Raw genomic sequence first — 20,917 nt, 5'->3', positions numbered from 1 at the left:
TACCCGCTCCTACATTGACGCAGGTGTATCAGTTAGCGCTGATTGCACCGTCTACCAATACCTGCGCTTCTTCTACCAACTGCTTGAGGTGATCTTCACCGATGAAGCTCTCGGCGTAGATCTTGTAGATATCCTCGGTGCCCGATGGCCGCGCGGCGAACCAGCCGTTTTCAGTCATGACTTTCAAGCCGCCGATCGCCTGGTTATTGCCCGGCGCATGGCTGAGGATCTGCTGGATGCGCTCCCCGGCCAGTTCGGTGGATGTCACCTGTTCCGGCGACAGCTTGCCCAACAGGGCCTTCTGCGCCGGAGTGGCCTTGGCGTCGACGCGAATGGCGAACGGTTCGCCCAAGGCGTCGGTCAGGCCACGGTAGATCTGGCTTGGGTCCTGGCCTTTGCGCGAGGTCATTTCTGCCGCGAGCAACGCCGGGATCAAACCGTCCTTGTCGGTGCTCCACACGGTGCCGTCCTTGCGCAGGAACGAGGCGCCAGCGCTTTCTTCACCGCCAAAACCCAGCGAACCGTCGAACAGGCCGTCGGCAAACCACTTGAAGCCGACCGGCACTTCGTACAGGCGCCGCCCAATACGCGCCGCGACGCGATCGATCAAGCCGCTGCTGACCACGGTCTTGCCCACGGCCGCATCGGCGCGCCAGTCGGGACGGTTCTGGAACAGGTAATCGATGGACACCGCCAGGTAATTGTTCGGCGCCAATAGGCCGCCGGACGGGGTGACGATGCCGTGGCGATCGTGGTCCGGGTCGCAGGCGAAGGCCACGTCGAAACGCTCCTTGAGACCGATCAACCCTTGCATCGCGTAGCTGGACGATGGGTCCATGCGAATCTGACCATCCCAGTCGACGCTCATGAAACGGAAAGTAGGATCGACCTCGGTGTTGACCACGTCCAGGTTCAAACGATAGTGCTCGGCAATCGCCGACCAGTAGCGCACCCCTGCTCCGCCCAATGGATCGACGCCCAGGCGCAGGTCGGCGCTGCGAATCGCGTCCATGTCGATCACATTGATCAGGTCGGCCACATAGCGGTTGAGGTAATCATGGCGATGGGTGGTATCGGCCTTGAGCGCCTGGGCGTGAGTGATGCGTTTAACCCCAGCCAGTCGATTGGCCAGCAGTTCGTTGGCCTTGGCCTCGATCCACTTGGTGACGTGGGTATCGGCCGGGCCGCCATTGGGCGGGTTGTACTTGTAGCCACCGCTTTGTGGCGGGTTGTGCGACGGTGTGATGACAATGCCGTCGGCCAGGCCGCTGGTACGACCGCGGTTATAGCAGATGATGGCGTGGGAAATGGCCGGGGTTGGCGTGTATTCATCGCCCTCGGCGAGCATCACATGCACACCATTGGCCGCCAGCACTTCCAGCGCGCTGGCCCCTGCGGGCGTCGACAACGCATGGGTGTCGAGGCCGACAAACAACGGCCCGTCGATGCCTTGGGCTTCGCGGTACAGGCAGATGGCCTGGCTGATGGCGAGCACATGCCATTCGTTGAAGCTCAGTTCGAACGAACTGCCACGGTGCCCGGAAGTCCCAAAGGCGACGCGCTGGGTGGAGATCGCTGCATCAGGCTGGCCGGTGTAATAGGCCGTGACCAGTCGCGGGATATCTACCAGCAACTGGGCTGGCGCCGGTTTGCCCGCAAAAGGACTGATTGTCATGCATAAACCTCGGAAAGAAGGATTCGGAAAAAATGACAGTTTACTGAGAGTTGGACTACCGCGCGATGTTATCGATCCCACGCCAACAAGAGATTTTTCACACGCTAGGCGGTCTGCGCCTGCAGCAAGGCTTGCGCCAGCGCATCCAATGCCGCGTCCAGGTTCGGGTGCCCGTTGAACGCGTGGCTCAGCCGTAGCTGCTGATGATGCAGGCCACTGAGGCTGAATAACTCCCCCGGAGCAATCACCACCTGCTGCGCCAGCATGCGCTGGAACACCTGGCGCATGTCCACCGGTGCCGACGAGTGCAACCAGAAACTCGCCCCGGCCAGCGGCATACGGTAAGTCACCCGCCCTGCCAGGCGCTGATCCAGGCGCTGGCTCATGGCTTCGGCCTGCTCGCGCAGGCGCTGGCGCAGCGTCTGCAGGTGCTGATCCAGCCGCCCGCTTTGATACAGGTGGGCAATCGCGCGCTGGCGGATCGACGACAGTCGAAATGAACGCAGCAGAAACTGGCGCTGCAGTTCACTGCTCAGGTGGCGTGACAGCACGTAACCGAACGGCGCTTCCGGGCCGAGTACTTTTTCGAACGACGAGAACACGATCAGCCGTTCCGGGCTGACCAGATTGCGCAGCGCCGTATGGTTCTGCGCAAAGCCCAACTCGCCAAAGGTGTCATTCTCCAGCAGCCAGCAGCCATATTCTTCCAGCAACTGTGCCACCCGCAGGCGCTCATGGTTGAGCATGGCGCTGCCCGAAGGCATGCCTACCAGCGATGACAGCAGCACCAGGTGGACGGCTTCATGGCGCAGCAGGTGCTCGAACCTCGCCAGATCCAGACGGCCGTCGACCTGCCAGGGCAACTCAATGACGCGCACGCCGACAGCCTGCAATAGGCGCAGTATTAACCAGTCGCAGGGAGACTCGACCATCACCGTGGCGCCCCGGAGCCCCAGCACATCAATGAGAATTTCCAATACGCCGCGCAGATCAGCACCGATATAGACGTCATCGGCCTGCCAGCAGCGGGTCGGCGATGAGGTGTAACGCGCCGCCAACGCCGTGCGCAGCTCCCACACGCCGCAAGGCTGCGACCAGGGTTGCAACTGACGTGGGTGCCGGCGTACCAGTTGGCGTTCGAGCATCAGCAAGGCGCCGTCCAACGCACCCAGCAGCGCCGGTTCATCACCGCTGAGTACGACCATTCCGGGCCGCCGCGCCGCCGTGTACAAGCGTTCCAGCAGATCGGCACCTGCCGCCATCTGCGGATTGGCGGCCACGGGCCAGGCGAAATAGCCCGATTTGGCTACCGAATACACCCGTCCTTCCTTTTCCAGCAGCGAGTACGCGTATTGAATCGTCGAGATCGACACGTTCAAGCGCGTCGATAACTGGCGCAAAGAGGGCAGTTTGACGGGCATGTCCAGGCTGACTTCGTTGATCAAGTTGATCATGTAGCGGTACACCGCCTGATAGGCGAAATCCGTCTGCCGTTCACCTCGCAGGTTCATGGCTGCCCACCTGGACACACATCCTGGCGCACCCGACTAGCGCCCGAACAACTGAAACGCACGCGCCTCGGCGTTGGTCAGCAGGCGTGCGGCGCGGCGCTTGCGCGCGTCGGCGCCACGCTCAACCTCCAGCGGGCGCTTGCGGTAGAGGTGCTGGAGCAATGACAGCGGCAAGCCGCTGGCGTCGATTGCCCACTGGTGCAGCATCTCGGTAGCCGGCTTGCCCTGGAGCGCCTTGTGCAGCTCGGGGAGCACCACCAGCATGCCGGGATGGCATTGACGCAGGTAACCCTCCAACCGCTCACCATGATGGATAAAGGGCGAAAACAGCAGACAGGTCAACGGGCCCTCCTCCAGGCCAAAGAACGCTTGGGCGTAGGTAGTCGACAGCGCGCGCCCGTCCTCACTGCCCGCCCCTGCGATCAGATGTTCAGGAATTTGCTGGCGGCACATGTAGTCCATTGCTTGCCTTACAAAACCCGCCACGCCGTCCTCGTAGGACAGTTCGCGCAGGCACTCTGCCTGCAACCCCCGCAGGTGAGCCATCAGTAACGGGTTGGGGTAAGCAGGATGGCTGAACTGAAAACCAAATGGGTCGGGTACATAGCCCAGGAAGTCAGTGAGCAGAGGGGTCGAAGCAACATCTACGTTGTTAAGCAGGTCGGCGATGCCTATATAGGACAAATGGCGATGCCCACCCCGGCCAGGACTCTCATGTGCAACGTATTGCTCGCCATAGAGGCTTTGATAACAGCCGTTACTCCATTCCTCCATACGTGCGAACAACCCGGTGAGCGACGCCGGCTTACCGGGCGGAGTGCTGATGCCGGCCGCTTGGGCCGCGCTTTTCAACCACGCCAGGTACTGGCTCTGCTTGCGTGGCGAGTCACCGCTGACCAACGCATGCACACCACCGTTCCAGGAGGTGACACGCTGGTAGAAATCCCCCAGGGACAGGTAGGTATCGGTACACAGCGTCGCACGAATATCCCCGGAGGTGAGGTGCCCCACCATCAACATATTGCGCTGGCTGACCTCTCTGCCTGCGCTTGAGGCCGCGCGCAGGTGGTTGAACGGCTGCACTTCCTGGTTTTCCACCATCAGCAACTCAACCCGCGGATCGTCATGGAAAAACAGTGTGCTATAGCCGCGCTGGAGGCTGTCCAGCGTGGCCTGGGTCATGCCGACATGCCGTAAAGTCGCCACGCGCAGGTGAAAGGTCCTGGGCGCACGGCCGGCGATGGTCAGTTGCGCCGCACGCAGCAGCGCCAGGGTGTAGCTGCTGACCTCGCCGCCCCCATGGGCAACCAACACTTTGTAATTACCTATTTGTTCCATGCCGCCGGCAGCGACGACAATTCGCTGGATCAATAGTTGAAGTGCGGTACGTTCGGCGCGCGTAAAGTGCCCGACCAAACGTTGCAGAACTTGCTGATAAACATAGTTCATGGCTTGTTCGTGAGTTGCGCTCATAGTTCTACTACCTGAGTTGAAATATCAGTTCCAAGTAACTGCCGAGATTATTTGCTCGACCCATTAGATGCGTAGGAATGTCGTTCACCGCTCAAGGGTGACGATAAATAAACCTTAGCACGCTGTAACAAATCGACAGGGAACGCCAATTGTGTACCCTTCGCGCCGTCTCTCCTCGAGACCCTTGCGCCAGGGCACCCAGGCAACCCTAGGAACGTTCCGACAACGTCCTACACCGATTTGAGCGGGAAACTAAGGATGCATCCGACATAAAGGAAAGATCCAATTTAAGGAATTAAACTTCAATAAATTGGAATTATCTTTCCCTGCGCCATCACCCTGTCGTCCAGGTATGCATCGCGATAATTTAATTTCATATGTATCAGGCCGAAAAATCAGACATTCAATCATTGCTCAATCCTTGAGATGACAGTGAAGGCTCGATTATCGGCACTGGCATAATGATTAACAGATACAGAACGCCGCAAGAAACCAGTTCAGATGGCAATTGAGCGAGCCGTTGATTACGCACACACACAGATGCCGCGCTGGAATTCAGCGCGGCATCGGGGGCAAACCTCGTATTTTGCGGGGCCTGGCGCCCTAACGGCGGCTTAAACCCTGCGTGGGTTAAGCCCTGACAAATGGCGCATTTGCCCCACCCGTTCAGACGCCTGAGTATTCATTTGCGAATACTCCTACAGCTCAAACAGCCTCAACCTGCAATGCGACGCGCTCGCGGCACGGGCATTCGTCCATGTAGCGGTGCGCTTCGACGAACTGACTGAATGGAAACACTCTGGTTTTCAGCGGGACCAGCACACCATCGGCGGTCAGTTGGTTGATATCGCGCAATGCGCGTTGCAATGCCACTTGGTCCTGGACGATGCCCAGTTCCGGTTTGCCGGTGAAGTTGCCGATGCAATGCACAAAAAACTGAATATTCTTCTGGAACGCTGCACAGGCCGGGAATGGGGTCTGGTTGCCACCTTGCAAGCCATACAGCACCAGGCTGCCACGCGGAGCCAACACATCGCCGAGTAACGACATCTGCGGGCCGCCCAAGCCATCGAACACCACGTCGACGCCGCGGCTGTCGGTGAACTTGTTGATTTGCATGAGCAGGTCCTGCTCTTCGGTGACGATGACCTTTTCCGCCCCGAGGGACAGCAGATACTCGCGCTCCGCGCTGTCCTTGGTCGCCGCGATCACCCGCACGCCCAAGGCCTTGCCCAGTTGCACAAAGGATGGACCGGCGCAGTGGCTGGCGTCGGTCACCAAGGCAAACTGGCCGGGTTTGACCCGCGCCAAGTCCACATACGCAAAATACGCAATCAACAGCGGCGTGTAATGCACGCTGGCTTCGATCGGGCTCAAGACATCCGGATAACGGGTCAACGCCGAACGGGGCAAGACGATCTGTTCGCCATACACTGGGTAATCATTGGGGCTCTCGGCAGGGAAACTGGCGACTTTATCGCCCACTGCCAAGTCATCCACGCCATCGCCCAGGGCCACAACGACCCCCGCCATCTCATGGCCAAGGCCGGACGGCAAACGTGCGTGGGAAGACGCCAGGTTCTGACGCCACAAAATGTCGTACCAACTGATGCCAATTGCCTCGACACGCACCTGCACTTCGCCCGGTGCGGGCTGCGCGGCTGCATGCTCTTCGCACTTGAGCACCTCAGCCGGACCAAACTTGTGAAAACGGATCGTGCGGGACATCGCAAACCTCGTCAAAGTAACCTCTATTGCCCTGAACTCTATCTGGGCTTTCCCGGTAAGACTACCGGTCGCCATTAATAGTCGACATGTCTGTCATTGATTCCGCGACCGAGGAATAGACCTCAACTATCGTAGGAAAACTCAATTAGCCGGTGCAGAGTACCAGCCTTTCCCCGTAAGATTCATGCCGGTCATGCTCCGAGCATGGAGATCATAGGGATCATGTATGGCCGCTCTCGTCTAGTTTACAGACTCATCCAGGACACAAGATGAACCGTAACGACCTGCGTCGTGTCGACCTTAACCTCTTGATCGTATTCGAAACCTTGATGCATGAGCGCAGCGTGACCCGTGCCGCCGAGAAATTGTTCCTCGGCCAGCCGGCCATCAGCGCGGCGTTATCGCGCCTGCGCGGTCTTTTCGATGACCCGCTGTTTGTGCGCACCGGGCGCAGCATGGAGCCATCGGCCCGCGCCGTGGAAATCTTCGCCCTGCTGTCCCCGGCCCTGGACTCGATTTCCACCGCCGTCAGCCGCGCCGCCGAATTCGACCCGGCCACCAGCACCGCCGTGTTCCGCATCGGCCTGTCGGACGACGTCGAGTTCGCCCTGCTCCCCCAATTGCTCAAACGCCTGCGCGCCGAAGCCCCCGGCATCGTGCTCGTAGTACGCCGTGTCAATTACATCCTGATGCCGGGCCTGCTGGCCTCCGGCGAAATTTCCATCGGCGTCAGCTACACCGCCGACCTGCCGGCCAACGCCAAGCGCAAGGTGCTGCGTCGCAGCCTGCCAAAACTGCTACGCGCCGACAGCGTGCCCGGCGCCCTCAGCCTGGACGACTTCTGCGCCCGCCCTCACGCGCTGGTGTCTTTCGCCGGGGACTTGAGCGGGTTTATCGATGAAGAACTCGAAAAGCTCGACCGCAAACGCCACGTGGTGTTGGCCGTGCCACAGTTTAACGGCCTGGGCACCCTGCTTGCGGGGACCGACATCGTCGCCATCGTGCCGGACTATGCCGCCGAGGCACTGACCGCAGCAGGCGGCTTGCGCGCCGAGGATCCGCCACTGCCGGTGCGCTCGTTCGAGTTGCACATGGCATGGCGGGGCTCGCAGGACAATGATCCGGGTGAGCGTTGGTTGCGGTCGCGGATTCAGATGTTTTTCGGGGACCCAGATAGTTTGTAATGAAGTTTCAGTAAATTCCATAAAACTGTTCTATAACAAGTGCTTATTGGTAATTTCAGTCCACTGCAGCCCTGTCTAAATCCAATGGATTCCACGACTCATGGGGGCATAATTGGGGGCAAATTTCGGGTCCTTAAAAAGGATGCCCCCACCGATGCCCCCAGATAATAATGACGCGACGGGCCTGTTCGATTAGTTCATTGAGCGCCAGGAAAAATGTACTGTTCATTTCGGATTACCAATGGTCTTTTTCATCTTGCCGGTGACCTCGACCGATAAGTCACTGCCGGGTAAAACACGGCAGGCCAGCACGATGCCATCGGACAGGTCGGCCGCACTGACATGGGCGCGGCTCATCACCTTGGCGACATACTCGCCGCTGAGAATGCGTACCTTACATACCCCGCAACCGCCACCCCGGCAACCGAGCGGAATGCCCCGCCGCCCCAGTCGCGCCATACCTTCCAAAACGGACTCACGTTCATCACAGGGATACTGCTCGCCGGTATCTGCAATTACGATCTGGTACTTCATCGCGCACGCTCACGTCCCAGCGCAGCTTCGACCGCTAGCGCGCCTGTGTTCATTCGGCACCGCCCGCTTGCGCTGCACGGTCAAGGATTTCCTGTTTGCGTAACTCAGCGGCATCGCGCCCGCCAATGCACCAATCCTGCGGATCGACACGGATGCAGCGACCGCGTATCAGGCACCGTTCCACCGCGAGAGTCGCGCTGAGCAGGTCGGTGAAGCCGCGCATCAGCGCCTGACGTTCATCCAGCGGGCGACCTTCGAGCACGAAGAACTCAAAGAACGGTGCATGCCGCCCACCGGCCTCGACCACTTCGCCGGCCACCGCACACTCGGTCGCTGCGTGCAGGGTGATAAAGGCCCTGACGCGGTCGATGGGTGAGCGCAGCACCAGGCTGTAGAGCTGTGAGGCGTCCTTGAGCAAGCAGGCTTTTTGCTCGGCGCTGCAATGGCCGTCCACCAGGTGAAAGTTCACGACAGGCATAGGGGCGATCTCGCTGAATTATTGTTGGTTTTATGCGCTGGCAGGTCGATGTGCAGCTCGCTCAAGGCAGGCCGCGACGCCGCCCGGAATCGAGCATCAGGCTGGAGCCGGTCATGGCATCGGCCTCGGGCGCGAGCAACAGGTTCACGGCCCAGGCCACTTGGGCTGGCGTGGTCAAGGCGCCGAGGGACGACTCTGCGTACATCTCGCGCAGAACCGCTTCGGCACTGATACCGCGCTGCCGGGCACGGTCTGCCGCTACCCGGTGCAAGCGCTCGGTGTCCGCCGGCCCTGGGGCGATCAGGTGCGCGGTAATACCGCGTTCGCCATAGGCCAGGCTCAGTTGGCGCACGGCGTTCATCAGCGCCGCATTGGCCACCCCGGCAGCGGCGGCATAGGCGGTGGGTTCAAATCCGTAGTGACCGCCGATGGCCACCAACCGCGAGCCTTTCACCAGGCGCTCATCCACAGCACGCACCAGGCGCAACAGCCCGCCGACCTTGATATTCACCGCTTCCACCAGCGCGGCGGTGGGCGCATCGAGAATACCGCCGACGACCGCCACGCCAGGCCCGTGCACAATCATGCGCACCGGCCGGTCCAGCGCAGCGCGCAGGCTCGCCACCGCGCTATCGCTGGCGATGTCGGCCACACAGGCGATCAGCCCGGGATGGCAATCCACCAGTTCGTCGAGTGCGTCAGCACTGCGTGCCACGGCGACCACGTCCAGGTCACTGGCGCTTAACCGCGCCACAATCTGCCGGCCGAACGCGCCCGTCGCTCCGACCACCACGGCCAGTTGTTTTTGCGTATTCATGTTCAACCCTCGCATCGAGTCAGGGGCATGCAGCGCACACCCCTGCGAGCCATCACGTCGGCAACAGAACACCACGCTCTTTAGCCATGGTGAGGGCGGTGTCCTGAATCATGTCTTCCTGGCCACCGATCATTTTTTTGCGTCCCAGCTCCACCAGGATGTCGCGCGCCGGAACGCCGAACTGCAGGCCCGCACGTTTGGCGTGCAGCAGGAAGGTGGAGTAGACACCGGCATAGCCAAGGGTCAGCGACTCACGGTCCACCCGCACGATGTGCTCCATCATCGGTACAATGATGTCCTCGGCCACGTCCATCAGCTTGAACAGGTCGGTGCCGGTTTCGATCCCCATGCGCTCGCACACGGCGGCGAACACCTCCAACGGTGTATTGCCCGCCCCGGCCCCCAGCCCCGCGACCGATCCGTCGATCCGGCTCGCGCCAGCCTCGATGGCGGCAATCGAGTTGGCCACGCCCATGCCCAGGTTGTGGTGGCCATGGAAGCCGATCTCGGTTTCCGGGTTCAGCACCTCGCGCAGCGCCCCAACGCGGGCCTTCACGTCTTCCGGCAACATGTAGCCGGCCGAGTCGGTGACGTACACCGTCTGCGCGCCGTAGGACTCCATCAGCTTGCCCTGCCGGGCGATGCCGGCCGCATCATTGAGGTGCGCCATCATCAGGAACCCGGACGTATCCATACCCAGCTTTCGCGCGTAGGCAATGTGCTGCGGCGATGTGTCCGCCTCAGTGCAATGGGTGGCGACGTGTACGCTGCGCGCGCCGCAATCGTAAGCCGACTGCAGCTCTTTCATGGTGCCCAGCCCCGGAATCAGCAGCACGGAAATCTTCGCCTGCCTCATCAGCGGAGCTACCGCGCTGATGTATTCCTCGTTGCTGTGCGGAGCAAAGCCGTGCTGCAGCGAATTGCCACCCAAACCACCGCCATGGGTGACCTGAATGTAAGGCACCCCGGCATCGTCCAGCGCAGTGGCGACCTTGACCATTTGCGCCACGCTGATCTGCTCGCGCTTGGCGTGCATGCCATCGCGCAGGCACATGTCATGCAAGATCACTTTGCGGCCCTGCAGGCTCGTAGGGTTGGACTGGCTCATTACGCGACCTCCGGGGCTTTAAGGTGAAGCGTGCCGGCGAGAATTTGCTCGGCAAACATTTCGGCAGTGCGGGTGGCGGCCGCGGTCATGATGTCCAGGTTGCCCGCGTAGGTGGGCAGGTAGTCACCCAGGCCAGCCACCTCCATGAATATCGAGACTTTCTTGCCGTCGAAAATGGGACCGTTGACCAGGCGATAACCGGGCACGTACTTCGTCACTTCGGTGATCATTTGCAGGATCGATTCTCGGATGCGCACACGATCGGGCTCTTCATCGGTCAGGCAATAGATGGTGTTGCGCATCATCATGGGCGGCTCGGCCGGGTTGATGATGGCCAACGCCTTGCCCTTGCGCGCACCACCGATTTTCTCGATGGCGCTCGAAGTGGTGTTGGTGAATTCATCCAGGTTGGCGCGGGTGCCCGGGCCAATCGATTTGGACGCCAAACTGGCAACGATTTCGGCATATGCCACGCTTTGAATGCGCGAGACAGCATTAACAATGGGAATGGTGGCCTGCCCCGCGCAGGAGATCATGTTGACGTTCATCTGCTGCGTCTTGGCGTGTTCGCGCAGGTTCACCGGCGGTACGCAGAGCGGGCCGATGGCCGCCGGGGTCAGGTCGATCATCAACACGCCCAGGGCATTGAGCTTGCGGCTGTTTTCCGCATGCACATAGGCACTGGTGGCATCGAAAGCGATCTGAATGCCATCCTCCAACACGTGCGGGAGCAGGCCATCGACGCCTTCGTGGGTGGTTTTCAAGCCCATTTCGCGGGCCCGCAACAGCCCTTCGGAGTTCGGGTCGATGCCCACCATCCATACCGGTTCAAGCACCGGGCTGCGCAGGATCTTGTAGATCAGGTCGGTGCCGATGTTGCCGGAACCGATCAACGCACATTTGATCTTTTTCATTGGCCCTGCTCCCGCTGCTTGACGGCGCGCTGGGCCATGTCCAGGCCGGCCACGTAAAACCCGTCGCGCGCGTGCTCGGTGATCAGAATCCTTACGGTTTCCGCAGGGCATTGCAGGCTGAGGCACACCGCTTCAGTGACCGCGACAGCCATACGGCTCTTTTGCTCGGCAGTACGGCCCTCGGCCAAATGCATTTCAATAATGGGCATGACTGCCTCCTGGGTGCTTGTGGTTATTCAACGAAGCGCATCGATACGCTGCCCAACTCTTGGAAGCGCGCCACAATGCTGTCGCCGGGCTTCACCGCGATCGCTTCGGTAATGCCGCCGCTCATCACAAAGCTGCCGGCGGGCAATGACTCGTCCATCTCGGCGAGGATATTCACCAACATGGCGATGGCCTCAGCCGGATGCCCCATCACCGCGGCGGCGGCGCCCATGGTCACGATCTCGCCATTCTTTTCCATCACCACACCCAGGGTCGGCAGGTCCAGATCCGCGACATAGCGGCTACGCCCGCCGCCCACGAAGCGCGCCGACGAACCGTTGTCCGCAATCACGCTGGCCAGGTCGAACTTGAAGCCGGAAAACCGCGAGTCGATGATTTCCACCGCCGGGAGTACATAGTCAGTCGCTGCCAACACATCGGCGGCGGTGCAACCCGGGCCGCGCAGGTCCGCCTTCATGACGAAGGCGACTTCGCACTCGACCCGTGGATGCACGAGGTCGGCGGTGCTGATCGCCGAGTTTTCGGGGCGCGCCATGCGGTCGGTCAGAAAGCCGATCGAGGGCACGCTGACGCCCATTTGCTGCATCTTCGCCTTGGAGGTCAGCCCGGCTTTCCAGCCGACTTGCCTGTGCCCCTGGGCGATATAGCGGCGACGCAGTTCGTTCTGCACCGCGTAGCCATCGGCGATGGTCATCTGCGGGTAGTCGTCGGTCAGTTTGGGAATGGCATAAGCGCGGGTCTGTGCGCCTTCGACCCGTTCGCACAGGCGCACGATATCTTCGCGGGACAGCGTCAGTTCGCGGCTCATACGGCACTCCTTCCAGAAAACTTCACCCGGCAACTGCCCAGGCCGCCGATCCGGCAGACCAACTCGTCACCCTCCACCACCGGCACCAGCGCCGACTGCGAGCCGGAGAGAATCACCTCCCCCGCTTTGAACGGAATGCCCAGTTCACCCAGCGTATTGGCCAGCCAGGCCACAGCATTGGCGGGCGAGCCTTGCACGGCGGCGCCGACGCCGGTGGAGAACACTTCACCGTTCTTCTCCAGCACCATGCCGGCCAGGGTGATATCCAACCGGCGCGGATCGCCGCGGGTGGTGCCCAGCACAAACACGCCACAGGAGGCGTTGTCCGCGACGGTGTCCTGGATCTTGATTTGCCAGTCGCGGATGCGCGAATCGACCACTTCAAAACACGGCACCACATAGTCCGTGGCGCGAATCACGTCCATGGCGGTGATGCCCGGCCCCTTGAGGTCGTACTTGAGCACAAAGGCCAGTTCCGCCTCGGCCTTGGGCTGGATCATCTGACCCAGGTCAAGGGTGTCGCCGTCGGCAAACACCATGCCCGAGGTGAGCATGCCGAAGTCCGGCTGGTACACGCCGAGAAAGTCCTGCACGGGCTTGCTGGTGGCGCCGATTTTCTTGCCGACGATGGTTTCCCCAGCGGCCAGGCGACGGGCAATGAACCGCTCCTGGATGCGGTAGGCATCCTCGATGCGGATCTGCGGTTCACGACTGATCAGCGGCGCGATGGCGCGACGGGACACGAACGCCTGATACAGCTCGTCGCCGTACAGCTCGATGATTTGCTGGTTCATGGGGAAGCCTCAGAGTTTCACGCAGACGTTGCGGGTTTCGGTGTAGAACTCCAGCGAATGCACGCCGCCTTCACGGCCGATCCCGGATTGTTTGGAACCGCCGAACGGCGTACGCAAGTCGCGCAGGAACCAGCTGTTGATCCAGGTGATGCCCACGTCGATGCGCGCCGCCATGCGGTGCGCACGCGCCAGGTCGCGGGTCCAGAGGGTGGTCGACAGGCCGTACTCGGTAGCGTTGGCCTTGGCGACCACCTCATCTTCGCTATCGAAGGGCGAGATGTGGCAGCACGGGCCGAAGATTTCCTGTTGCACGACCGCCGCGCTCTCCGGCAGACCGGTCCAGATGGTCGGTTGCACCCAGGCGCCAGCCGCCAGGTCGGACGGCATCTGCGGCACACCGCCGCCGGTCACGACGGTGGCGCCCTCCTCGACCGCCTTGCGGTAGTACGACAGGACTTTTTCCCGGTGTTCCTGGCTGATCAGCGGCCCGTAATTGGCGTGACGATCATCGGGGCGGCCGTACTTCACCGCCTCGGCCTTGGCCTTCAGCGCCTGCACAAAACGCTCGAAGATCGGCCGCTCGACATACACCCGCTCAGTGCCCAGGCACACCTGCCCGGTATTGAGGAACACCGAACGCGAAAAGCTTTCCACTGCCGCCTCGAAGTCGGCATCGGCGAACACAATGCCGGCGTTCTTGCCGCCCAGCTCGAACGACACATCACGCATGCCTTCGGCAGCTGCTTTCATGATGGCCGTTCCGGTACGCGTCTCGCCGGTAAAGGTAATGGCATCGATCTGCGGATGCCGGGTGACAAACTCCCCGGCCGAATCGGGACCGAAGCCATGCACCACGTTGTACACCCCCCTGGGAATGCCGACCGTGTTCATCACTTCGCCCAGCAAGGTGGCCGTCTGCGGTGACTCCTCCGATGGCTTGACCACCACGGTATTGCCGCAGGCCAGGGCCGGGCCGACCTTCCAGGTCATCAACATGAAGGGCGCGTTCCACGGGCAGACCACCCCGATCACGCCCTTGGGCCGGCGCAGCGTGTAGTTCAACGCGCCACGGCCGTCGGGAGTGTCCATTGGGAACGACTCGCTGGCGACGTTCTTGATCACGTCGGCGAACACTTTGAAGTTGGCCGCGCCGCGCGGGATGAACACATGCTTCATCACGTGCTCGGGCTGGCCGGTGTCGGACATCTCCGCTTCGACGAAGTCATCGAAGCGGCGCGTGATCTCGTTGGCCACGTCGTACAGCAGCTCGACGCGCTGGTCGGTGCTCAGGCGGCCCCATTCGCCCTGCAGGGCATTGCGCGCGGCGCTGACGGCCGCATCCACCTCGCCACGCCCGGCTTCGCTGACCGAGCAGATGACGCTGTTGTCCAGCGGGGAGTGTTTATTGAACCGTACACCACTGGCAGCGTCGGTAAACTCACCGGCAATGAAGTGTTTGATCTGGCGCATGAGAGCTCCGTAGTTATTGTTCGTATGACGACCGCCTGTACCTGCCACGGCCAGTCCGGCATGAGTCCCTGAGTGCGAGTCTAGAAAAGCCAGCAGATACCGACTAATACTTTATTTGGCCTAACTTGATACCCTTAAGGTATGTCGAAAACGGCTGCGCGGCAGGCCTCGCCCGCCCCTCTCGCATCGTTCGAGGGGCGGGGCCAGTGGATCAAATCGCTTTGAACAGGGGGCTGCGAACCTGCTGCGCATCCGCCGCCGAGATGAACTTCTCGATGTAGATATCGCGCTCGAACAAGCGTCCCTGCATCAACGTACTGATGCAGGCGTCGATCATCAGCGGCGGGCCGCACAAGTAGGCCTTGTGCCCGCGGAAGTCGTTGTCGAAGTGGGCTTTGGCGGCCTCATGCACAAAGCCACGAAAGCCCGACCAAGATGAGCCTTCAGGTTCATGGGACAGCGCCGGCACGTAGGTGAAGTTCGGGTGTTGCTCGGCCATGGCGAGAAACTCGTCGTGGTAGTACAGCTCGTCACGGTTACGTTGACCGTAGACCAGGGTGATCGGCCGCTCGAAACCTTGCGCCAACAGATCGAGAATCATCGAGCGCGGGCTCGACAACCCCGAGCCGCCGCCCATGAAGATCACGGGCAGGCGCGCCGACTTTTTCACGAAAAAGCGCCCGTACGGACCGGTGATGCCCACCCGCTCGCCGACCTGCAATTGCTCGTGTACATACGCGGTGCCACGGCCGCCGGGCACGATGCGGATGTTCAACTCAATCTCGCTGCCGGGCGCCGGTGCGTTGGCCACCGAAAAGGCCCGACTGCCAATGCCGTCGGGTAACTGCAGGTTGATGTACTGACCGGCCTGGAAGTGCATGCCTTCGGGCGCGTCGAGCTTGATCCACACGCCTTTGATGGTCGGCGTCAGGGTTTCAATGCGGCTGACGGTGCCTGCAAAATCACGCACCGGCAGGTTTTGTGCGTCGTCGTCTTCGTCGATTTGCGCCTCGATCACCAAATCACTTTCGGCGGTGGCGCAGCAGGCCAGGCACTTTTTCTCTTCGCGCTCGAAATCCATCAGGGCAAAGCTGGAGGCTTCGCCATGCTCGATCTCGCCATCGACCACCTGGATTTTGCAGGTGGCACACAGCCCGTGGCAGCAGGCATGCGGCAGGTAGATACCCGCGCGCAACGCGGCGTCGAGAATGGTTTGGCCTTCTTCGATTGCAATGGTCTGACCCAGCGGCTCGATCGTTAATTCATAGCTCATGACTCGCCCCCTCAGTGGGTCGCACACAGGGTGTTGAGACCTGGCGTCTTGAAGCGCAACTGGTCTTTGTGGCCGATGCCGTTGGCAACCAGGCTGGCGTCCAGGTCGGGCACCCAGGGTTGGTTGTCCTTGAGCCATTGCACGTGCTGCCAGTCGATCAGCGCGGCATCCGGGTCGGCCTGCAGCAAAGGTGCAAGGGCCGTTTCCAGCAACTGGGCAAACGTGGTTTGCGGCGTCAGACACAGCAGGAACGGCGCTGCGAACAGCAAGTGGTGATCCCAGCTGGCGTACACCAACTGCTTGCCATTGAAGTTTTCAACGCGATCACGGGCAACGCCCACGTATTCTTTACGGGCGACTACAGGCATGGTGCTCTCCTTATTCTTGTTAGCGGGGCGTGGCCGCCGAATGCGCCGGCCACGCCCGTCGGGTTGTCACGTGGTTACTGGTTGGACGTCGCCATGCCGCGCCACATCGCGAAGTTGCGGCGGTCCTCGGAGTCGGCGAAGTCACCGTTGTCCTGACCGTCCTTGAGCGACACCCAGTCCATCCAGGCGGCCAGGTCGCCATCGGTGGGCGCCTGGAACAGCGCCGGCATCGGCAGCCAGGCCTGGATGTATTTCTCCGGCTCGTTATTGAAGATGCCCATGCAGTGATCGGAGCAGAAGTGGTACTTGTCGCCCTTGTACTGCACCTGCCGATGGCAGATCAGGGTCGGGTCATCCGGCTCGGTAAACACCGCGGGCAACTGGCAGCACTGGCATAATTTGGCCAGGCCGTAGTTCTTGAACGGGGTGCCGGCCGCCGCCATTTTCTTGATGTGCTCCCAGCGCGGGCGGTAGTACTTGTCGAACGTGGTCGGGTACTTGGCGGACAGCCACTGCATGTCGTCATCCGACGGAATCCAGGCGTGGAACGCGGTCCCGAAACTCCACTGGTACAGACCCAGCATGAACTGGTGGGACATGTGGTCGATGCTGGCCTCGGCATCGTCCCAGCTCTTGGGTGGGCGGATACCGTAACGCGCCAGATCCTTGAACAGCGCGCCGCCATTCTCGGCGCCGTAGATCTCCCAGGCCTCCCGCCACGACATCACGCGCTTGGGCAGCATGTAATCCATCATGGTGCTAACCAGGCCCAGCACGCGGAAGCCGCGCCAGAACCACTTGTCGATCCAGCCTTGAACGATCGGCAGGTTGGCCGGGTCTTGCTCGAGCATGAACTTGATGCACTCCAGGCCGAGCGTCATGTGCCGCGCTTCGTCCGACTGCGCGGAGAAGCCAAAGGTGACCGTGGCCATATCACCGTTATAAGCGGCGCCGGACATGAACGGCACAAACAACAGGTTGGTGAGCACGTACTCGAACGAAAAACCGATGGCGATCATGAACTCGAACGGACCGGCAGACATCGCATCGTCAAAGAACGAGCGGGCCACCGAGGTGTACCAGATACGGTCGCGCTGATCGGCAAAGGCATGGAAGCCGTTGTAGAACTTGTTGTAGTTGGACAAGGCGTGGATTTGCGTCTGCGCATGGCGCAGCTCGTCGATGGCCTGCATCTGGCAGGCCACTTGCGTACCGACGCCGCGAAACTCTCGACCCGCGCGCGCAAAGCCTTTGTGCGCGGCATACTCACCGGGGCTGATGGCCTGCAGGAAGATTTTCAGCGCCGACAGGTAGCGCGCATCGGTGATGTTGAGGTGGCCATTGTTCTGCGCGTGGGCGTCGATGATGGCGTAGAACTTGCGCTCCTTTTCGGCCTGGTATTTCCAGTAGGCGTCCATGGTCAGGCGGAACGGATCTTCCCACTTGTTCCAGTCATGGATCTTCAAGCCTTCATAGGCGATGTAGGGGAAAATCTCCTCCTCGGTGCGGTACGACGGCTCCCAGGCGAGGTCGCGCGTGAGCAGGCGGTATTTGTCTTTTGCATTGAGCTTTTTGTGAACGGTTTTCATGTCCATGCCAAATATCCTCGCTTAGTTGCCCCAGGTCAGGGTCAAGGCGTCTTCGTCTTCGTCGACATTGCCGGAGAGCGTGATCAGATTGATGTTCAGCTCCTGCATGTCGAAGCTGCGGCCCAGTTGCGCTTCGATGCTTTCGCGGCGAATGACCAGGCGGCCCGGGGCGTTGATCTTGACCATGGCTGGCTCGCGGTTGACCACGGCCTCGGGGTTATCCAGCTCGATCGCTTCGATGATCGGGCGGGTTTCTTCATTGGTTTGCAGTGCAATAAATACAGTCGACATAGCCGCTCCTCAGACCCCAACACCGGTTTTATCCAGGCGTACCCGGAAGGCAGCCAGTTGCTCGCTCATCACTTCATCCGCGTTGCCGGCAAACTCTTGCTCGATCACCGGCAGCAGGGCCGCGGCAGCACGGTCGCGCCACTGGATTGTCCAGGCCTGCAACAACGCGCGGTTATGTTCGGATTCGGCAGCCGCCACCTTCATCACCGCGTCCACCCACTTGCGCGTTTCATCGAACCAGTCGCTCATGAACTGGCTGAGCATGGCCACCAGCGATCCGCCATCGGCGGCGAACTGATCGTCGACGATGCCCTGGTACACCAGCGGGTACAGCAAGCCGTCCAAAGCCACGTTCTGCGCGACAAACAGCTCGAACGGATCGCGCACCACCAGGCAGTCCTCGGTGTAACGACGCAGCCCTTGCCAGGCATCGCCCTCCATCCAGGCCGCCTTGCCGGCGTCCAGGGCTTCGGTTGCGCCCAGCAGCAGGCCGATGCGCGACAGGTACTGGGCGATGCCGAGGTTATCCATCGCGTGGTACATGCACGGCTGGGTGAACACCGTTCCGTAGCCATAGCTGCAGATGAACGTGTTGTTGAGGTTGGCGCCCCAGGCGGCATGGCGCAGCGGCACCAGCAGGTTGAGGACGCGTTGGCGCAGTGCGTCCGGCAACAGGTCCACCAGACCGCGGGTTTCCACGAAGTTGAAGTTGGCTTCGGTGGTTTCCTGCTGCCGGGCGCGTGCCAGGGTGTAGGTGCTGTAGTAGAACTGGCGCGGGTCTTTCAACACGTACCAGTCGCTCATCACGATTTGGGTGACGCTGGTGTCGTACAGGGTTTGATCCGGGTCCCAGGTCGGCCGGTAATGCAGGTTTTCCACCGGTTGAATGTCGTAGCTGCCTTCCTGGTACCGCGAGGAAGGTTTGTCGCCAAAACGACGGGCCAAATGGTCGAACGTCTGCCGCAAGGGCTGGATGCTGACCGTACGAAGATCGATGTGCATAGCTGACTCCCACGAACGCCTCACTCAGGGTGAAGCGTCAACAACGATTAGTTTTTGAAACGAACCTGAGTGGCATCCGCCAGACGCCAGTCCCATTGCCGGGCGTCGTCCTCATCCTCATCTGCGACCTCAGGCAACGCCGCCATGGGGCGTGCCTGGTTGGCGCGGCAGAACTCGGCAAAGGCCTCGTGCGTCAGGATCATTTCCACGAATAATTCGGGCTCACCGATGGCAAAGTCGAATTCGACAAACTGGCTGCCACGACTGCCGGTGACACGCACGTAACGCTTGCGCGTGTCCATGTCGGCCGGCTGCATCTCGAGTGACTGATCAGGGAAACTCATGGGAGCGCCCTCAAGTCACGACAGTCAGGAACGATTCGTGCAACTTGCGTTGCGGGTAGTCCAGGCCCTGGGCGAAGTTGTCGTAGGTCCAGGACAGCGGCTGGTAGTCCGGATAGGGGTGGTAGCCGCCCATGAAGGTCTCGAAGCGGTTACCGGAGGGGTCCCAGGCATAGATGGTGCAACCGCGGGTCACGCCATGGCGGGTGGGGCCGATATCGACGTTCACTTCGTTCATGGACATGATGTCGCCGGCACGCAGCACCTGCTCCCAGGACTCGAGCAGGAACGAACAGTGGTGCAGCTTGCCCTTCTCTGGATATTCAACGAAGGCGATGTCATGGACCTTGTGCGAACACGACAGCCAGATGCCGACGTCACCGTCGCCCTCAGGGTTGAGGACGCGTTCGACCAGGTAGAAGCCCAGGACCTCGGTGAAGATTTTCTGCACTTGCGCAATGTTGGGACCGTACAGCAGGCAGTGGTCCAACTGAATCGGCGCAATACCGTGCTCGCGCAGCGCATTCCACGGGGCTGGGTTGACCTCAGGAATGCCGTTGCCGACACAGCTCTTTTCGGCGTACAGCTCAATCAGATGGCCCGAGGGCAATTCAAAGCGCACACGCTCGCCGGTTTCCAGCAACTCACCGGCGGGGATGCGGGTGGTGGCCAGCCCGTAGGCCTGCAGGTCGGCATCGAGCTTCTCCAGGGTGGCCTTGTCCAGTACCTTGAAGCCGAAGAAGTCGATACCGGCAGTGTCCGCTTCACGGATCACATAGCAGTTGTGATCGCGCTCATCCCAGCACTTGAAGTACACCCGCCCCTGATCGTCACGCCCGGTCTCGACCAGCCCCAGCACATTGCGATAGAAATGAACGCTTTCTTCAAGGTTCAACACGCGCACCTGGGCATGGCCCGGACGCAATACACCTGTCATCGCCATTTATTGTCTCCTTTATTGGCTGGATGAGGTTGGCTCCGTACCGCCTGGGCAGGCGGGCAGGAGCCGGGTTCACACACTCAACCCTGCATTGCAGAGATGATGCCAATGAAGGTAAATAATTGATTTAAAACAACTTACTATGAAAAACCGGACACTGTACCCAGCCCCTGGACTGACGTTTATGTCCATCCCCCCTTCCAGCCTTACAAAAACGTCAGTGCGCTTGCGCAAAGGCCGGGGCACCGACCAATGAACGGCCGCGACGGTCAGTAAAACAGGCGAAAAAAAAGCACCACAGGGTGCTTTAAGACGAAAACGGCGCATCCGCCATCCCCACTCGCGTGCCAAAACAACTGTAAGCGCGAAGGCACAGTGGCGGCGCGCCGAA

Annotated in this window: 21 protein-coding genes; 1 reads left to right on the top strand and 20 read right to left on the bottom strand. The window is 60.9% G+C overall.

All coding sequences use genetic code 11. The features are described from left to right. Nucleotides 1-28 precede the first annotated feature (28 nt). The 4 genes from pgm to U5A08_RS13900 all read right to left on the bottom strand — a co-directional run bounded on the left by pgm (nt 29) and on the right by U5A08_RS13900 (nt 6,387). The gene (pgm, locus tag U5A08_RS13915; RefSeq protein ID WP_253395697.1) at nt 29-1,675 is read right to left on the bottom strand and encodes a phosphoglucomutase (alpha-D-glucose-1,6-bisphosphate-dependent); all 1,647 of its coding nucleotides are present in this window, start codon (nt 1,673-1,675) and stop codon (nt 29-31) included. A gap of 104 nt (nt 1,676-1,779) precedes the next feature. Further along, the gene (locus U5A08_RS13910; protein WP_253395695.1) at nt 1,780-3,186 is read right to left on the bottom strand and encodes an aminotransferase-like domain-containing protein; all 1,407 of its coding nucleotides are present in this window, start codon (nt 3,184-3,186) and stop codon (nt 1,780-1,782) included. A gap of 36 nt (nt 3,187-3,222) precedes the next feature. Next, on the bottom strand, nt 3,223-4,659 hold the full coding sequence (locus tag U5A08_RS13905) for a hypothetical protein (protein ID WP_321852006.1): 1,437 nt from the start codon (nt 4,657-4,659) through the stop codon (nt 3,223-3,225). A gap of 705 nt (nt 4,660-5,364) precedes the next feature. After that, nucleotides 5,365-6,387: a zinc-dependent alcohol dehydrogenase family protein gene (locus U5A08_RS13900; RefSeq protein WP_253395693.1), complete on the bottom strand. Its 1,023-nt coding sequence runs from the start codon at nt 6,385-6,387 to the stop codon at nt 5,365-5,367. 269 nt (nt 6,388-6,656) lie between these two features. Here U5A08_RS13900 and U5A08_RS13895 point away from each other — a divergent pair, with 269 nt between their 5' ends. Continuing rightward, entirely contained in the window at nt 6,657-7,571 is a 915-nt protein-coding gene (locus U5A08_RS13895; RefSeq protein ID WP_253395692.1) for a LysR family transcriptional regulator, read from the top strand. 225 nt (nt 7,572-7,796) lie between these two features. Here U5A08_RS13895 and U5A08_RS13890 read toward each other — a convergent pair whose 3' ends face one another. The 16 genes from U5A08_RS13890 to U5A08_RS13815 form a co-directional block, all read right to left on the bottom strand. Further along, nucleotides 7,797-8,105, bottom strand: coding sequence for a 2Fe-2S iron-sulfur cluster-binding protein (locus U5A08_RS13890; RefSeq protein WP_253395691.1), 309 nt, complete (start codon nt 8,103-8,105; stop codon nt 7,797-7,799). Between the two features lie 49 nt (nt 8,106-8,154). Continuing rightward, nucleotides 8,155-8,583: a tautomerase family protein gene (locus U5A08_RS13885; RefSeq protein WP_321852003.1), complete on the bottom strand. Its 429-nt coding sequence runs from the start codon at nt 8,581-8,583 to the stop codon at nt 8,155-8,157. 61 nt (nt 8,584-8,644) lie between these two features. Beyond that, on the bottom strand, nt 8,645-9,400 hold the full coding sequence (locus U5A08_RS13880) for an SDR family oxidoreductase (protein ID WP_253395689.1): 756 nt from the start codon (nt 9,398-9,400) through the stop codon (nt 8,645-8,647). Nucleotides 9,401-9,452: 52 nt separating this feature from the next. Beyond that, on the bottom strand, nt 9,453-10,508 hold the full coding sequence (gene dmpG / locus U5A08_RS13875) for a 4-hydroxy-2-oxovalerate aldolase (protein WP_017845629.1): 1,056 nt from the start codon (nt 10,506-10,508) through the stop codon (nt 9,453-9,455). Continuing rightward, nucleotides 10,508-11,422 (bottom strand): acetaldehyde dehydrogenase (acetylating), encoded by a 915-nt coding sequence (locus tag U5A08_RS13870; protein WP_253395687.1) that lies wholly within the window; start codon nt 11,420-11,422, stop codon nt 10,508-10,510. The genes dmpG and U5A08_RS13870 overlap by 1 nt, the downstream gene beginning before the upstream one ends. Continuing rightward, entirely contained in the window at nt 11,419-11,631 is a 213-nt protein-coding gene (locus tag U5A08_RS13865) for a tautomerase family protein (RefSeq protein WP_253395685.1), read from the bottom strand. Before U5A08_RS13865 ends, U5A08_RS13870 begins: the two co-directional genes overlap by 4 nt. Before the next feature lie 23 nt (nt 11,632-11,654). After that, nucleotides 11,655-12,458, bottom strand: coding sequence for a 2-oxo-3-hexenedioate decarboxylase (gene dmpH, locus U5A08_RS13860; protein WP_253395683.1), 804 nt, complete (start codon nt 12,456-12,458; stop codon nt 11,655-11,657). After that, nucleotides 12,455-13,252, bottom strand: coding sequence for a 2-oxopent-4-enoate hydratase (dmpE, locus tag U5A08_RS13855; RefSeq protein ID WP_253395681.1), 798 nt, complete (start codon nt 13,250-13,252; stop codon nt 12,455-12,457). The genes dmpH and dmpE overlap by 4 nt, the downstream gene beginning before the upstream one ends. A 9-nt stretch (nt 13,253-13,261) precedes the next feature. After that, a complete protein-coding gene (locus U5A08_RS13850) occupies nt 13,262-14,722 on the bottom strand; it encodes a 2-hydroxymuconic semialdehyde dehydrogenase (RefSeq protein ID WP_321851998.1) in 1,461 nt (486 codons plus the stop codon). Between the two features lie 211 nt (nt 14,723-14,933). After that, nucleotides 14,934-15,995, bottom strand: coding sequence for an NADH:ubiquinone reductase (Na(+)-transporting) subunit F (locus tag U5A08_RS13845; protein ID WP_253395678.1), 1,062 nt, complete (start codon nt 15,993-15,995; stop codon nt 14,934-14,936). 11 nt (nt 15,996-16,006) lie between these two features. Then, nucleotides 16,007-16,363, bottom strand: a complete 357-nt coding sequence (locus U5A08_RS13840; RefSeq protein WP_046484115.1) for a phenol hydroxylase subunit P4 — start codon at nt 16,361-16,363, stop codon at nt 16,007-16,009. 74 nt (nt 16,364-16,437) lie between these two features. Next, nucleotides 16,438-17,958 carry a YHS domain-containing protein gene (locus tag U5A08_RS13835; RefSeq protein ID WP_321851995.1) on the bottom strand — a complete coding sequence of 507 codons (1,521 nt, stop codon included), beginning with the start codon at nt 17,956-17,958 and terminating at the stop codon, nt 16,438-16,440. A 15-nt stretch (nt 17,959-17,973) separates the two neighbouring features. Beyond that, the gene (locus U5A08_RS13830) at nt 17,974-18,243 is read right to left on the bottom strand and encodes an MmoB/DmpM family protein (protein WP_017845621.1); all 270 of its coding nucleotides are present in this window, start codon (nt 18,241-18,243) and stop codon (nt 17,974-17,976) included. 9 nt (nt 18,244-18,252) lie between these two features. Further along, nucleotides 18,253-19,245: an aromatic/alkene monooxygenase hydroxylase subunit beta gene (locus tag U5A08_RS13825; protein ID WP_253395675.1), complete on the bottom strand. Its 993-nt coding sequence runs from the start codon at nt 19,243-19,245 to the stop codon at nt 18,253-18,255. A gap of 47 nt (nt 19,246-19,292) precedes the next feature. Beyond that, nucleotides 19,293-19,589 carry a phenol hydroxylase subunit gene (locus tag U5A08_RS13820; protein WP_017845619.1) on the bottom strand — a complete coding sequence of 99 codons (297 nt, stop codon included), beginning with the start codon at nt 19,587-19,589 and terminating at the stop codon, nt 19,293-19,295. A 10-nt stretch (nt 19,590-19,599) separates the two neighbouring features. Beyond that, on the bottom strand, nt 19,600-20,529 hold the full coding sequence (locus tag U5A08_RS13815; RefSeq protein ID WP_017845618.1) for a catechol 2,3-dioxygenase: 930 nt from the start codon (nt 20,527-20,529) through the stop codon (nt 19,600-19,602). Nucleotides 20,530-20,917 lie beyond the last annotated feature (388 nt).

The organism is Pseudomonas paraveronii, assembly GCF_963681955.1.
GTDB lineage: Bacteria > Pseudomonadota > Gammaproteobacteria > Pseudomonadales > Pseudomonadaceae > Aquipseudomonas > Aquipseudomonas paraveronii.
Note: the sequence above shows the minus strand (reverse complement) of the source record. Positions and strands in the feature narration are given on the sequence as shown.